The organism is Thalassospira lucentensis (assembly GCF_011806425.1).
GTDB classification, from domain to species: Bacteria; Pseudomonadota; Alphaproteobacteria; order Rhodospirillales; family Thalassospiraceae; genus Thalassospira; species Thalassospira lucentensis_B.
In genome coordinates this window covers 300919-315163 of record NZ_JAATOV010000004.1, presented here as the reverse complement: position 1 = coordinate 315163, position 14245 = coordinate 300919, and the positions used below count along the sequence as shown (strand labels likewise).

Annotated in this window: 16 protein-coding genes; 15 read left to right on the top strand and 1 reads right to left on the bottom strand. The window is 53.1% G+C overall.

The window, feature by feature from the left end; genetic code table 11:
* Positions 1 to 87: 87 nt before the first annotated feature.
* The 3 genes from HCZ99_RS14905 (at position 88) to HCZ99_RS14895 (ending at position 2644) form a co-directional block, all read left to right on the top strand.
* Positions 88 to 1044 (top strand): sugar-binding transcriptional regulator, encoded by a 957-nt coding sequence (locus tag HCZ99_RS14905; RefSeq protein WP_167447792.1) that lies wholly within the window; start codon positions 88 to 90, stop codon positions 1042 to 1044.
* 103 nt (positions 1045 to 1147) lie between these two features.
* On the top strand, positions 1148 to 1882 hold the full coding sequence (locus tag HCZ99_RS14900) for an SDR family oxidoreductase (RefSeq protein WP_167447791.1): 735 nt from the start codon (positions 1148 to 1150) through the stop codon (positions 1880 to 1882).
* Positions 1883 to 1915: 33 nt separating this feature from the next.
* On the top strand, positions 1916 to 2644 hold the full coding sequence (locus HCZ99_RS14895) for an SDR family oxidoreductase (protein WP_167447790.1): 729 nt from the start codon (positions 1916 to 1918) through the stop codon (positions 2642 to 2644).
* Between the two features lie 90 nt (positions 2645 to 2734).
* Here the strand turns inward: HCZ99_RS14895 and HCZ99_RS14890 are convergent, their stop codons facing one another.
* Positions 2735 to 3565 carry an amidohydrolase family protein gene (locus HCZ99_RS14890; protein WP_167447789.1) on the bottom strand — a complete coding sequence of 277 codons (831 nt, stop codon included), beginning with the start codon at positions 3563 to 3565 and terminating at the stop codon, positions 2735 to 2737.
* A gap of 231 nt (positions 3566 to 3796) precedes the next feature.
* Here HCZ99_RS14890 and HCZ99_RS14885 point away from each other — a divergent pair, with 231 nt between their 5' ends.
* From HCZ99_RS14885 to HCZ99_RS14830, 12 genes are all read left to right on the top strand, one after another.
* Positions 3797 to 5122, top strand: coding sequence for an ABC transporter substrate-binding protein (locus tag HCZ99_RS14885; RefSeq protein WP_167447788.1), 1326 nt, complete (start codon positions 3797 to 3799; stop codon positions 5120 to 5122).
* Positions 5123 to 5259: 137 nt separating this feature from the next.
* Positions 5260 to 6156: a carbohydrate ABC transporter permease gene (locus HCZ99_RS14880; RefSeq protein WP_167447787.1), complete on the top strand. Its 897-nt coding sequence runs from the start codon at positions 5260 to 5262 to the stop codon at positions 6154 to 6156.
* Positions 6157 to 6159: 3 nt separating this feature from the next.
* Complete coding sequence (locus HCZ99_RS14875) at positions 6160 to 7026, top strand: carbohydrate ABC transporter permease (RefSeq protein WP_167447786.1); 867 nt, start codon at positions 6160 to 6162, stop codon at positions 7024 to 7026.
* A 4-nt stretch (positions 7027 to 7030) separates the two neighbouring features.
* The gene (locus HCZ99_RS14870) at positions 7031 to 8116 is read left to right on the top strand and encodes an ABC transporter ATP-binding protein (protein WP_167447785.1); all 1086 of its coding nucleotides are present in this window, start codon (positions 7031 to 7033) and stop codon (positions 8114 to 8116) included.
* A gap of 8 nt (positions 8117 to 8124) precedes the next feature.
* Positions 8125 to 9240: a mandelate racemase/muconate lactonizing enzyme family protein gene (locus HCZ99_RS14865; RefSeq protein WP_167447784.1), complete on the top strand. Its 1116-nt coding sequence runs from the start codon at positions 8125 to 8127 to the stop codon at positions 9238 to 9240.
* Positions 9240 to 9569, top strand: coding sequence for an L-rhamnose mutarotase (locus tag HCZ99_RS14860; protein ID WP_167447783.1), 330 nt, complete (start codon positions 9240 to 9242; stop codon positions 9567 to 9569). The genes HCZ99_RS14865 and HCZ99_RS14860 overlap by 1 nt, the downstream gene beginning before the upstream one ends.
* On the top strand, positions 9562 to 10617 hold the full coding sequence (locus tag HCZ99_RS14855) for a Gfo/Idh/MocA family protein (RefSeq protein ID WP_167447782.1): 1056 nt from the start codon (positions 9562 to 9564) through the stop codon (positions 10615 to 10617). Before HCZ99_RS14860 ends, HCZ99_RS14855 begins: the two co-directional genes overlap by 8 nt.
* Entirely contained in the window at positions 10610 to 11056 is a 447-nt protein-coding gene (locus HCZ99_RS14850; RefSeq protein WP_167447781.1) for a MaoC family dehydratase, read from the top strand. The genes HCZ99_RS14855 and HCZ99_RS14850 overlap by 8 nt, the downstream gene beginning before the upstream one ends.
* Entirely contained in the window at positions 11053 to 11367 is a 315-nt protein-coding gene (locus tag HCZ99_RS14845) for a UxaA family hydrolase (protein ID WP_167447780.1), read from the top strand. The genes HCZ99_RS14850 and HCZ99_RS14845 overlap by 4 nt, the downstream gene beginning before the upstream one ends.
* The gene (locus HCZ99_RS14840) at positions 11364 to 12566 is read left to right on the top strand and encodes a UxaA family hydrolase (protein ID WP_167447779.1); all 1203 of its coding nucleotides are present in this window, start codon (positions 11364 to 11366) and stop codon (positions 12564 to 12566) included. The genes HCZ99_RS14845 and HCZ99_RS14840 overlap by 4 nt, the downstream gene beginning before the upstream one ends.
* 9 nt (positions 12567 to 12575) lie before the next feature.
* The gene (locus HCZ99_RS14835) at positions 12576 to 13313 is read left to right on the top strand and encodes an SDR family oxidoreductase (RefSeq protein ID WP_167447778.1); all 738 of its coding nucleotides are present in this window, start codon (positions 12576 to 12578) and stop codon (positions 13311 to 13313) included.
* Positions 13314 to 13343: 30 nt separating this feature from the next.
* Positions 13344 to 14183: a fumarylacetoacetate hydrolase family protein gene (locus HCZ99_RS14830; protein ID WP_167447777.1), complete on the top strand. Its 840-nt coding sequence runs from the start codon at positions 13344 to 13346 to the stop codon at positions 14181 to 14183.
* Positions 14184 to 14245: the final 62 nt, after the last annotated feature.

Genomic DNA, 14245 nt, shown 5'->3' with positions numbered 1-14245 from the left:
ACTTGTATATTTAATTTTACATTTGTTAATTTGACGCGGTGCCGGGGCTACTATGCCACCAAAGCTGCCGTGCGACAGGAGGACGTCATGCCAAGAGAGCCAATTGAAGAAGGCGAAGGATTTCTGACAGAAGTCTGCTGGCGGTACTATTTGAACGGCCAAACACAGGCCGAAGTCGCCCGTGAAATGGGTGTGACGCGACTGCGTGTTAATCAGGCGATCCAAAAAGCCAAGGCATTGGGATTGGTCAATATTCAGATCGAATCCCCATTCCTCATACGATTAGAATTGCAGCGTAAACTCGAACAGGAATTTGGGATCAGCAAGGCACTTGTGGTGCCCGCAGATACAAAAAATTACGACAATCACGCCCCGGTTGGCACAGCTTTGGCGCATTATTTGTCGACAACGCTTAAGACCGAGCCATGGAAAAAGATTGGCGTTTCGTGGGGCGTTACCCTGCAAAAGGCGCTGGAACGATTGCCGTATCAGGAATTGCCCGATCTTGAAATCCTTGCTCTGATGGGCGGGACGGCGGCGGGATCGTCATTTAACGCGTTCAGCATCGCATCGGGATTTGCCGATCGGTTTAACGCGCAATATTCCCATTTGGTTGCCCCGATTTACTTGCCGGAAGGTTTGGATAAGGACCTGTTTTTAAGTCAGGACATCTATGCATCGCATATTGAACGCTGTCTGGCGGCGGATGCTGTCCTGCTTGTGGTGGGTGACGTGTCGGATTTGTCCTTCATGGTGAAATACGGCCTGCCCAAAGATGTGCGGATGGAAGCACTGCGCGAAGCAGGCGCGGTGGGTGACGTGCTGGGCCGTTTTTTGGATGCGAACGGCAATGAAATTAATCATCCGATTAATGACCGCACCGTTGGTGTCGATCTTACGGCCCTTGCCGGGATTCCAAACAAGATATTGACCGCTGCTGGCGCGCATAAGGTCAACATCATGCGCGCGGCCATTACCCGTGGGCTGGTTGATACGCTGGTAACCGATGACCTGACCGCGGAGATGTTGCTGGAAACGCAATAGACGCAACACCCTTAAAGACGGTCATCAAAGGTATTGAATAAAAAAACGGCGGCAATGAATAGCCGCCGAATTCAACGCATAAATTGATCAGGGAAACGTACCAATGACGTCGAACAAATTTGCCGAAAAAACAGTCATTATCACCGGTGCGGGCAAAGGCATCGGCCGGGCCTGTGCGCACGTAATGGCACAAGGTGGCGCATCCGTTGTTGCCATTGCCCGCACCCAAAGCGATTTGGACAGTCTGGCGTCCGAAATTGGGGCGCGGGGCATTTGCGCTGATTTATCCGATCCCATGGCCGCGCGTGCGGCCATGAAGGATGCCGGGCTTTGTGATTTTCTGATTAATTGTGCTGGAACCAACGTCCTTGAAAGCGTGCTTGAGATGACGGACGCGGGGTATGAAACCGTGATGGGGATCAACCTGCGTGCGGCGCTGATTTGCGCACAGGAATTTGCCCGGGCGCGTGTCGATGCGGGCGGTGGCGGTGCGATTGTGAATGTGTCGTCCATCGCCGGGCATCGCGGTTTTGTCGAGCATATGTGTTACGCCGCGTCCAAGGCCGGTCTTGAGGGCGCAACCCGTGTCATGGCCAAGGAGCTTGGCGCGCATAACATTCGGGTCAATGCGGTTGCGCCAACAATCACAATGACGGAATTGGCGGCAACAACTTGGACCGATCCCGCCAAAAGAGATCCAATGATGGTCCGTCATCCCCATGGTCGCTTTGCCGAGGTGGAGGAAGTTGCAAGGTCGATTGCCATGCTGTTTTCCGATGATGCCTCGTTCGTGACAGGGGCGGTTTTGCCGGTCGATGGCGGATTTTTGGCGGTCTAAAAAACACATAATAAATCAACGGGAGGAAAAATAATGTCAAAACCACTTCAGGGTAAAACGGCGGCAGTTACGGGTGCGGCGTCGGGTATTGGTCTTGCGACAACGCGGTCACTGATTGATGCCGGTGCAAAGGTTGTTCTTGTCGATTATGACGAGAAATCGCTTGCGCGAATTGTCGATGAACTTGGCGACAATGCAGTCGGGCAAGTGACCAATCTGCTTGATGTCGATAGTTGTGCGGCGATGGTGCCCGGCATTTTGGATAAGGTCGGGCATCTTGATATCCTGCATTGCAATGCAGGGTCGTATATCGGGGGTGATTTGGTCGATACGGATACGGCAACAATCGACCGGATGCTAAATTTGAACGTCAATGCGGTGATGAAGAATGTCCGCGATGTGATCCCACATATGCAGGAGCGCGGCACAGGCGATATTATCGTGACCGCATCTGTTGCTGGCCATATTCCCATTCATTGGGAGCCGGTTTATTCCGGGTCCAAATGGGCAATGACATGTTTTGTTCAAACCATGCGTCGTCAGCTTAACAAGCACGGTATTCGTGTCGGACAGGTTTCACCGGGGCCAGTTGTTTCCGCCCTGTTGGCAGATTGGCCGGAAGAAAACCTTCGCAAGGCGAAGGAAAGTGGTGCGCTGATTGACCCAGAAGAAGTCGCAAGTGCCGTGATATATATGCTGTCGCGGCCGCGCACGGTGACGATCCGCGATATGGTCGTACTACCAACCAATTTCGATATCTAAGACGTTCTATGCCAAAAATGTACGCCAACAAGCCCTTCATCTACGGCCTGTTGGCGTTCTTTGTTTTGGTTCGGCAAGGCTTGCGCCGCCCTAAATCGACCAGATGCGCTTTGCGTTTTTAAAGGCAAATGACGTGCGTTCTGATTCTGATGCGCCTGCGATCAGGGCGCGTGTAGTCGCCATCCATTGATCCAGCGATGAATTTAGCGTGCAGACGGGGCTATCAGACCCCCAAACAACTCGGTTCCAACCAAACTGTTCGATGATGTGTTCGACATAAGGACGCAGTGTTTCAAGCGTCCAGTCTGGTGCGGCGTAGGCCGATATGCCTGAAATCTTGGCATTTACGTTTTGCCGTTCGGCAAGGCGGCTGATGGATTTTGCCCAGTCGGCATATCCGTCACCGGCGATGTCGGGAACGCCGCAATGATCAAGAACAAAAACCGTGTTGGGGCAGGCATCCGCCAGATCAATCGCCAGATCGAGTTGACGTTGTAAAACGCAGATATCAAACGGCAGGCCCTTGTCGCCAAGACGCTTCACGTTCGCGCGAAAGGTATCGCTTTGCGACACGTCATCGGGCACCACATGCAGGACGCGGCGAATGCCTTTAATTACCTTTGGGTCGAGTTCATCAAGAAACGCGTCAAAGCCAGCCGATTCCGGTCGGGCAGACGAAATGGCACCGCAAACAAGACTTCCGGGCCGTGCCATCAATTCCGCAACAAAGGCATTTTCGGTTTGGATGCAATTGGGGGCGCAATCGACTTCCATGTGTAAAACCCGATCAATGCCAATGCGTTTGGCCGTCTTTTCATAGGCGTCATAGGTCCAGTCTTGATCGAGTTGCGGCACGTCTTTTAGCCACGGATAGGAAATGCGGTCACGTGCAACGAGGTGAAGATGGGTATCGATGAACATGATGCTTTCTTCCTTTTTCGCCCGGTTTCCCGCGCTTTTGACAGTGGTTATCTGACACGCTTGCGTAAGGGTAACTTTTTTCGCGCAGAGGGTGAATTCTTTGGGGAGTTCAACTTGACTCTCCAATCAAGTCAAGTTTAAATATAAAAGATGATTCCGAATATGAAAGCTGCATCAAAAGACAGCAGGATCATCAGCCGGTCGAGAGGCCGATCCATTAGGGAGGATAAAATGAACAAGTATTTGAGCGGTGCATCCTGCGCCGTGCTTGCCGCCTTTGCGGCGACTGCCTTTGTTGCCCAAACCGGCAACGCACAAGCCGGCGAATTTGATGGTGTCACCATCGAAGCCAAACTTATCGGTGGTCAGCAATATGAGGCTCTTTATGCGCGCATCCCTGAATGGGAAGCGGCAACAGGTGCCAAAGTCGAGATTATTTCCAAGAAAAACCATTTCGAGCTGGATAAAGAGTTCAAATCCGATATCGCCGCAGGGACAACCGATTGGTGCGTTGGGTCGAACCATTCGTCCTTCGCGTCTCAGTATTCCAGCCTTTATACCGATCTGACTGACCTGATCAGTAAAGACGTGGTTGCCGAATTTGTCCCGGCCAATATCAAAGCCGCGACGTTTGATGGCGAACTGGTCATGTTGCCGCGCGCACAGTTTGATGTGTCGGCACTGTATTACCAAAAAGACCTTTATGACGATGCGGCGCGCGCCAAGGCGTTTGAAGAGGAATATGGCTATAAACTTGCCGTGCCCGAAACCTGGGCGCAGGTAAAAGATCAGGCTATTTTCTTTGCCGATCCGCCGAATTTCTATGGCACGCAATATGCCGGTAAAGACGAAGCCATCGTTGGGCGTTACTACGAGATGGTCGTTGCCGAAGGCGGTAAGCTGTTTAACGATGATTTTTCGCCGGCATTTGATTCCGAAGAAGGCAAACGTGCCCTGCAGTGGTTTGTTGATTTGTATAAGGCGGGAGCTGTTCCGGCGGGTACAACCAACTATCTGTGGGACGATTTGGGCAACGGATTTGCCTCGGGAACGATTGCGCTTAACCTTGATTGGCCGGGCTGGGCGGCGTTCTTTAATGATCCGTCCTCGTCCAAAGTTGCCGGGAATGTTGGCGTTGCGCCCGCACCCAAAGGATCGGCTGGTGTGCGCACCGGTTGGTCGGGTTTCCACGGATTTTCCGTCACTGACGATTGTGAAAACAAAGAAGCCGCGGCGTCATTGGTTGAGTTCCTGACCAACGAAGACAGCCAGAAACTTGAAAGTGCTGCCGGGCCGTTGCCGTCACGCACAGCTGTTTGGGATTATGTTTCCGAACAGGCCAAAGACGATCCGTATCGCAGCGAAGTTTTGGCCGCCTTTAAGGAAACTGCGGCAACCGCATTTGCCGTTCCGCCGACTGCCCTTTGGATTGAATCGACCAACTTGATTTATCCGGAACTTCAGGCGGCGATTGTTGGGGACAAGACCGTGGACGAGGCGCTGGCTGATGCGTCCGAAGCAGTTGATGAGTTGATGCAAGAAGAAGGCGTTTACTAAGCCGGATCGGTTGGGCGGCGCAGCGTTAAGTGCGCCGCCCAATTTTCCATCTGCCGTCTGCAATCTGCCATCCGTCTTTCGACCATCCTCAGACCCAAACGCACGAAGCCATCCGTGCCGACTTATGGGACATCCCGATGAAGCGCTTGAAGCTCCCTCAGTGGTTGGTTCTGCTTTTACCAGCCATCATCATTTTATCGGCCGTCGTGCTGATCCCGCTTGTTCTGTCACTTTATTCAAGTTTCACGTCCTACCGACTGACGCGGCCAGACAGTATTTTTAACTGGGTCGGGTTGTTCAATTACGAAAAAGCCATCACCGATGCCAAGTTTTGGGCGGCCTTTGGGCGCACGGTTCTTTTGCTGACGGTTGCGCTTAACCTTGAAATGTTGCTGGGGCTTGGCATTGCGATCATGGTGTCAAAGGTCACCCGTGGTCAGCGTCTTTTGCGCACGATGATGATGTTTCCCATGATGTTTTCGCCGATCCTGGTCGGTTTTCAGTTCAAGTTTATCTTTAATGATAATGTGGGACTGGTGAACAACGCACTGCAGTCACTTGGCATTACCGATACCGCCATTCCATGGTTGGTTGACGGTAACCTTGCGATGTTTTCAATCATCTTTGCAGAGGTTTGGACATCGACATCGGTGTTTGGAATTCTCATTCTAGCAGGGCTGTACGCGATCCCGCGTGATCCGCTTGAGGCAGCAAAGGTTGACGGTTGCACGGCTTTGCAGTCGTTCCGTTATGTCACCTTGCCGTTTTTGATGCCCTTTATCTATATCGCGATGGCGATCCGGTCGCTTGATGTGGCACGTGCCTATGACATCGTTCAGATCATGACCAATGGTGGGCCAGCACGCCGGACAGAGCTTCTTTGGACGCTGATTGGGCGGACGGGCTATGTGGATGCGCGCATGGGGTATGCCAATGCGATGGGCTATATCTCTATCTTCCTCGCGATTTTCTTTACCGTCTATTTCTTTAAGAAACTGACCAAATCTCGCCAAGAACTCGGGATGGGGATGTAACGCATGGCGACCAATTCAAATCATAATCTTCGCCGTCAGATGCTCAAAGTTGCCCATTCTCTTGGCTTGTTTTTTGCCATGATGGTGCTGTGTGTGCCGGGCTTATGGATCGTTTTGAACTCTTTCCGCCCGACGGTGGAAATCATGGCGAAACCACCAGTCTGGATCCCTAACGAGCTGAATTTCGATCATTACCGCGCCATGTTCGGCGGGATCGGCGAGGGCGGGGTGCCTGTCCTGACCTATTTCGCAAACTCATTGGTGATTTCGGTGACCTCAACCGTTATTGCGATTTTGATCGGGATGGCCGGTGGGTATGCCTTTGCACGTTATAAATTCAAATTTAAGGGCGGTATTTTTGTTGGCCTGATGGTGACGCGTGCTGTGCCGGGGGTGGCGTTATCCTTGCCGTTATTCATCCTGTTTGCCCGTGTCGGGATTATCGATACGCATTTTGGGATGATTATTGCCTATGTGGCCTTAAACGTGCCGTTCACGATTTGGCTGATCGACGGTTTCTTCCGTCAGGTGCCGCCTGAACTGGCCGAAGCCGCCGAAATTGATGGCTGCACACGCTGGCAGGCATTTTGGCGTGTTGAGTTTCCCGTGGCGCGGTCTGGCATCGCATCGGCGGGTATCTTTGCCTTTCTGACATCGTGGAATGAATATGCGTTGGCGTCTCAGCTCACGCGGTCCACCACGTCAAAGACCATGCCGGTCGGGCTTCTCGATTTTACGTCTGAATTTACCCTCAATTGGGGGGGGATGTGTGCGCTTGCGGTGTTGATGATTATCCCCGCGCTTATTTTGACGTTCCTCGTGCAGAAACACCTCATTGCCGGCCTTACTTTTGGCGGCGTGAAAGGATAATAAAATGGCTCAGGTCCACCTTCGCAATGTGGTCAAGAAATACGGCCCGCTTGAGGTCGTCCATGCGATCAATCTGGATATCGCCGATGGTGAGTTTGTCGTGCTGGTTGGCCCGTCAGGGTGCGGGAAATCGACAACGCTGCGTATGGTCGCAGGCCTCGAAGCAATTTCGGGCGGCGACGTGCAAATCGGCGGGCGCGTGGTCAACGATTTGCCGCCACGTGATCGCAACATCTCTATGGTGTTTCAGAACTATGCGCTTTATCCGCATATGACGGTGCGCGAAAACCTTGGGTTTTCGCTTCATATTGCCAAACATTCACAGGCTGACATCGACAAGGCCGTGAATGAAGCTGCCGATATTTTGTCGCTGACACCCCTTTTGGATCGTAAGCCCGGCGCCCTTTCGGGTGGGCAACGCCAACGCGTTGCCATGGGCCGTGCGATTGTGCGCGATCCGGAAGTATTTTTGTTCGATGAACCGCTATCGAACCTTGATGCGAAATTGCGTACCCAGATGCGGGTTGAAATCAAAAAGCTGCATCAAAAGCTTGGCTCGACCATCATTTATGTCACCCATGATCAGATCGAGGCCATGACCCTTGCTGATCGGATTGTCATCATGCGCGATGGCCATATAGAGCAAGTCGGAACGCCGCTTGAGGTGTTTGAAAATCCGATCAACACCTTTGTTGCGACCTTTATCGGGTCACCGCCGATGAACTTGCTTGATGGTGTCGTCAAAGACGGTCAGATCGAATTTGCCGATGGCACCCGTTTGCCCGTGCCGCCGGGCTATTTCACCGATGAAGGGCAGGCGATTACATTCGGGGTGCGCGCCGATAACATCATGCCGGTGGGGCATGCTTTGCCACGTGGCGAGCACATGGCCGAGGTTGAAATGACGGTGGACCTGACAGAGCCACTTGGCACGGAAACCCTGTTGTTTGCGGTTTTGGCCGGGACAGAAGTTCAGGCCAAGATGCTTAATCCCCGTCCGGTACACCGTGGCGAGCGCATGACGTTCCAGATCATGCTCGATAAATGCCATCTGTTTGATGCCGAGACTGGCGATACCCAGAAAAAGTGAGGCCGCAAATGGCACGAATTACCAGTGCAAATGCGTTTATGGTCGATCTTGCGCCCAAGGTTGTCCGTACCGACGCGATCCAGTCGTTTAAGTCGCAAGAAACAATCTTTGTTGTTTTACACGATGCGGATGGCGCGGGCGGCATGGGCTATAGCTACACCATCGGCGATGGGGGCCCGTCCATTTTGATGCTGTTGCGCGAAACGTTGCTGCCACGGTTGATGGGGCAGGACGCGGATCGGATTGAGGCAATCTGGCGCGATCTTTTGTTTTGTTCGCATGCCACGGCCGTGGGGCCGATTATGTCGCTTGCGCTTGCGGCAATCGATACCGCCCTTTGGGATATGCGCGGGCAAAAGACGGGACTTCCGCTTCATGTGTTGGCGGGTGGGGCAAAGAAAACCGTTCCCATGTACACCACCGAAGGCGGGTGGCTGCATTTACCCCCAAAAGCGTTGGTCGAGGACGCGCAAAACGCCAAGGCCAAAGGGTTTTTAGGGTCAAAAGTTAAAATCGGAACGCCGTCTGTTTCCGGGGATGTTGCACGGCTTGAGGCGGTGAGATCTGCCCTTGGCGATGACTATGAAATCATGACCGATGCCAATCAGTCCATGACCGCCGCCGAGGCACAAAGGCGCGTCCCGATGCTTGAACGCCTAAACATTGCGTGGTTCGAAGAACCGTTGCCATCGGACGATATCGCAGGCCATCGGCGGTTGCAGGCGCATTCGCGCGTTCCTGTGGCCGTGGGTGAAAGCCTGTATAGCCCGGGACAGTTTGCCGATTATATCGCAGCAGATGCGTGCACCATTGTTCAGGCAGATGTGGCGCGGGTTGGCGGGATTACGCCGTGGCTAAAAGTCGCCCATCTGGCGGAGGCGCATAACATCGCAATCTGCCCGCATTTCCTGATGGAGTTGCATGTCAGTTTGGTGTGTGCCGTGCCCAATGCACCGTGGCTTGAATATATCCCGCAACTTGAAGACATCGCAGCCCCGATGGCGTGTAAGGCGGGGACCGCAATCGCGCCGGATACCCCCGGACTTGGCATTGATTGGGATCACGAAAAACTCAAAGCGCTGACTGTTTCGGGAAGTTCGTTTGAGATAAGGGAGGACACATAATGGTCAGGCATGGACAAGTGATTGGCATCGGCGAAGATGCGATTGCACAATACAAAACCCTGCACGCAGATGCATGGCCGGGTGTTTTGGCCAAGATATCGGACTGCAACATCCGCAATTATTCGATTTTCCTCAAACAGCCGGAAAACCTGCTTTTTGCCTATTTCGAATATGTCGGCGATGATTTTGCGGCAGATATGGCGAAAATGGCTGCCGACCCCGAAACCCAACGATGGTGGTCGGTATGTGAACCGCTTCAGCGACCGCTTGAAACTCGCGGTGACGGCGAATGGTGGGCTGAGATGAACGAGGTGTTCCACCATGACTGAGTTGCGCCAAACCATTGAGATGCCAGAAACGCCAACCCCAGTTGTGATTTTCGGTGCGGGGTCCATCGTGACGGACGCGCACCTTCCGGCTTATCGTGATTTGGGGGTGCCGGTGGCGGGGATTTATGACCCCGATCTTGCCAAGGCGCAAAAGGTTGCAACCGCTTGGGGCACGCAGGCGTTTGAGACGCTTGAAGACGCAACCGGCCAAGACGGGACGATTTACGATCTTGCGGTGCCGCCAACGGCCATTGCCCAGTTGCTTGAAGCTTTGCCTGATGGTGCGATTGCGATCATTCAAAAGCCGCTTGGTTCCGACTTGGCCGAGGCAGACCGGATTATCTCGGTGATCCGGCGCAAGGGGCTTAAGGCCGCAGTGAATTTCCAGCTTCGTTTTGCGCCGATGTCGCTTGCGCTTAAAGATGCCGTTTCACAGGGGATTTTGGGTGATCTTGTTGATTTTGATGCGTGGCTTGCATTGGATACGCCGTGGCATCTTTGGGAATTTTTGTTGAAGCTGCCACGGGTCGAAATTCTTTTGCATTCGATCCACTACCTTGATTTCGTTCGCGATCTTTTTGGCAATCCCAAAGGCGTTCATGCGCGCACGGTCGGGCATCCCACGTCAACGGTGTCGAATACCCGCAGTGCCATAATGCTTGATTACGGCGACGACGTTCGGTGCAATTTATCGATCAATCATAACCACGCATTTGGCCGCAAATTCCAGGCTTGCGAGTTTCGTATTTGCGGGACCAAGGGGGCTGCTTATCTGAAACTTGGGGTGAATTTGGATTACCCCAAAGGCGAGCCGGATGAACTTTGGCTCAACACCGATGGGGAATGGCGACAGGTGCCGCTTGTCGGGAACTGGTTTATCGCCGCATTCCGCGGTCGTTTTGCCCAAGTGCAAAGATTTGCTGCCGGTCTTGATGCCGACCTTGAGGGGGCGGCTGAGGACGCGTGGCACACCATGGCGTTGGTTGAGGCCGCCTATCAAAGCTCCGCCAAGCCGATGCACCCGATCAAGGAGGCAGCGGATGTTTGAGCAAACCAAATATTACGAGGACTACGAGATCGGTGAACATCGCCAGACGGTGGGGCGTACGATTACTGAAACCGATTTTGTCGTTCACGCCGGACATTCGGGCGATTTTTTTCCGCATCATCTGGACGCGGAATTTTGCAAAACCCTGCCATTTGGGCAGCGGATTGCCCATGGCACGATGGTGTTCACCATTGGGGTTGGCTTGACCGCCACCGTCATTAATCCGGTGGCCTTTTCATACGGCTATGACCGCCTACGATTCATTAAGCCGGTTTTTATTGGCGATACGATCAAATCGGATGTCGAAATTACGGCAAAGGAAGTGATGGAAAAGCGTCCGGGCTTTGGCCGGGTGACAGAACGTTTGACCGTCACAAACCAGAAGGATGAAGTCGCTCTGGTTGCCGATCATATCTATATGGTGGAGATGAAACCATGAGTGCACCTTTTCTTCATTTGCATCCAAATGACAATGTCCTTGTCGCGCGAAGCACCGCACCCGAAGGTGCCAAGGTGGTGCTTGAAGGTGGTCCCTTTGTCCTGACGCAGCCAATCCCACTTGCCCATAAGATCGCCTATCGCGATATCGCGGCGGGGGAACGCATTTTGAAATACGGCATGCCAATCGGGATCGCGACCCAAGACATTCCAGCGGGTGCACATGTTCATATTCACAATATCCGGTCGGCCTATACGGCGACTTACGCGCTTGATGACGCAAACGGGCTTAACCAGGGGGAAACGAAATGACAGAAGAAATCACAGGTTACCTCCGTTCTGATGGGCGCAAAGGTATCCGTAACTCGGTTGTTGTGGCTTATCTTGTGGAATGTGCGCATTTCGTCGCGTCAAAAATTGTCGCCGGTTTTGATGGTGAAGACGTTCAACTGATTGGTTTTCCCGGCTGTTTTCCCAATGAATACGCCGCACGCGTGATGGAACAACTCTGCACGCACCCAAATGTCGGGGCGGTGCTTTTTGTGTCGCTTGGGTGTGAAAGTTTCGACAAGGTACGGGTATCGACCGCTGTCAAAAATTCCGGTCGTCCGGTCGAAACCTTGGTGATCCAAAAATCGGGCGGTACGGCAAGTACGGTACAATCTGGCCGGGATTGGGTTCAAAACGCGCTTGATCAAGTTGCCAAGGTTGATCGTGTCCCGATGGGTGTTCATGAGCTCGTCATTGGCACGATCTGCGGTGGGTCCGACGGCACGTCGGGCATTTCGGGAAACCCGGCCGCCGGTAGGGCCTTTGATCTTCTGATCGGCGAGGGGGCTGCCTGTATATTTGAAGAAACTGGCGAAATGATCAGTTGCGAAGACATCATGGCCGAACGTGCGGTCACCCCGGAACTGGGCGAAGAACTGCGCGCCGCGGTGCAAAAGGCGGAACGCTATTACGATACGCTTGGCTATGGATCATTTGCCGCTGGCAATGCGGCAGGCGGGCTTTCCACGATCGAGGAAAAAAGCCTGGGCGCCTATGTCAAATCAGGTGATAGCCGTATTTCCGGGCTGATCAAACCGGGTGATGTACCGCCAAAAGGGGGGCTTTATCTGATGGATGTGGTGCCCGATGGCGAAGTGCGGTTTGGCTTCCCCAACATTTCCGACAATGCTGAGATTGTCGAAATGATCGCCAGTGGCGCGCATCTGACCTTGTTTGTCACTGGGCGCGGATCTGTTGTCGGATCGGCGATATCGCCCGTCATTAAAATTTGCGCCAATCCCGATACGTACCGCGCGCTTTCGGGCGATATGGACGTTAATGCTGGCGACATCATCGAAGGCCGACGCACGATTGATGAAGTCGGACAGGAAATTCGCGATTTGGTGGTTTCTGTTGCCAAGGGGGCCGAAACCAAGTCCGAGGCGCTTGGCCATCGGGAATTCATTCTGACCTACAAAACATTTGAACCCATTGGGCCGTCGTGCCTGCCAGCTGTTTAAGGAGGAACTATGAAGCGACTTGAAGGAAAACTGTGTTTGGTCACAGCAGCAGGGCAAGGCATCGGACGTGCATCGGCCGAACGACTTGCCAAAGAAGGCGGGCGGGTCATCGCGACTGACGTTAATGAAGCCGCATTGGCTGAGCTTGATGCGATTGACGGTATTGAGGCCAAGAAGCTTGATGTTACCGACAAATCGGCAATCACGGCCTTGGTTAATGAAATCGGCACGGTTGATGTGTTGTTTAACTGTGCAGGCATCGTTCACAATGGAACGATCCTTGAAGCAACAGAAGAAGAATGGGACTTCGCATTTGAACTTAATGCAAAATCACAGTTTCGGATGATCCGCGCGGTTCTTCCGGGGATGCTAGAAAAGGGGCACGGTTCGATTATTAACATGTCATCCGTCGCAGGGCCGGTCACAGGCCCGGTAAACCGTTTGGTTTATTCCGCGTCAAAGGCGGCCGTTGCCGGTATGACGCGGGCGATTGCAAATGATCATGTCAAACAGGGCATCCGGTGCAATGCCATTGCGCCAGGCACCGTTGATAGCCCAAGCCTTCATGACCGCCTGCGTGCGACCGGGGATTATGAAGGTGCCCTTAAAGCCTTTGCCGAACGCCAGCCAATGGGCCGGATCGGCAAACCTGATGAAATTGCAGCTTTGGTTGCCTATCTCGCATCGGACGAGAGTGGCTTTACCACCGGGGTTGTTCATGTTGTTGATGGCGGTTGGACCGCTTGATCGTAATTTTAACAAAGGAATAAAAGTCACATGAAATTTGCACGTTATGGCGAACGCGGTTCAGAAAAGCCGGCCCTTGTTGATGCCAATGGTAAATTGCGCGATTTGTCAGGGCACGTTGATGATATTGCCGGGGATATCCTGACCCGCCTTGATAGCTTGAAATCCATTGATCCGGAAACCCTGCCGCTTGTGGATGGTGATCCGCGTCTTGGCGCATGCGTTGGTCAAACCGGGAAGTTCATTTGTATTGGTCTGAACTATGCCGACCACGCTGCTGAATCGGGTATGGAAGTTCCGCCAGAGCCGGTTATTTTTGCCAAATATACATCGGCGATTTGTGGTCCGAATGATCCGATCATTATTCCGCGCGGTTCGGAAAAAACCGATTGGGAAGTTGAGCTTGGTTTTGTCATTGGCAAAACGGCTAAATACGTTTCCGAAGAAAACGCCATGGATCACGTTGCCGGTTTCTGCCTGATTAATGACGTGTCCGAACGTGCGTATCAGATCGAACGTGCGGGCCAGTGGTCCAAAGGCAAATCATCAGACAATTTCGGCCCGACCGGCCCGTGGTTGGTGACACCTGATGAAGTTGGTGATTTTGACAAACTCGGCATGTGGCTTGATGTGAACGGTGAACGCGTTCAGGACGGATCGACTGCAACAATGGTTTATCGTGTGCCGCATCTGATTTCCTATCTGTCGCAGTTCTTTACCCTGCATCCGGGCGACATCATTTCGACGGGTACGCCCCCGGGTGTTGGTCTTGGTTTCAATCCGCCGCGTTATCTTAAGGAAGGCGACGTTGTTGAACTTGGCATCGACAAACTCGGTACCCAGCGTCAGGTCTGCGTGAAAGACGACTAATCCAACGCGATTGAGCATACAGAAACGAAAAAAGCGCGGCCCAATTGGTGTCGCGCTTTTTG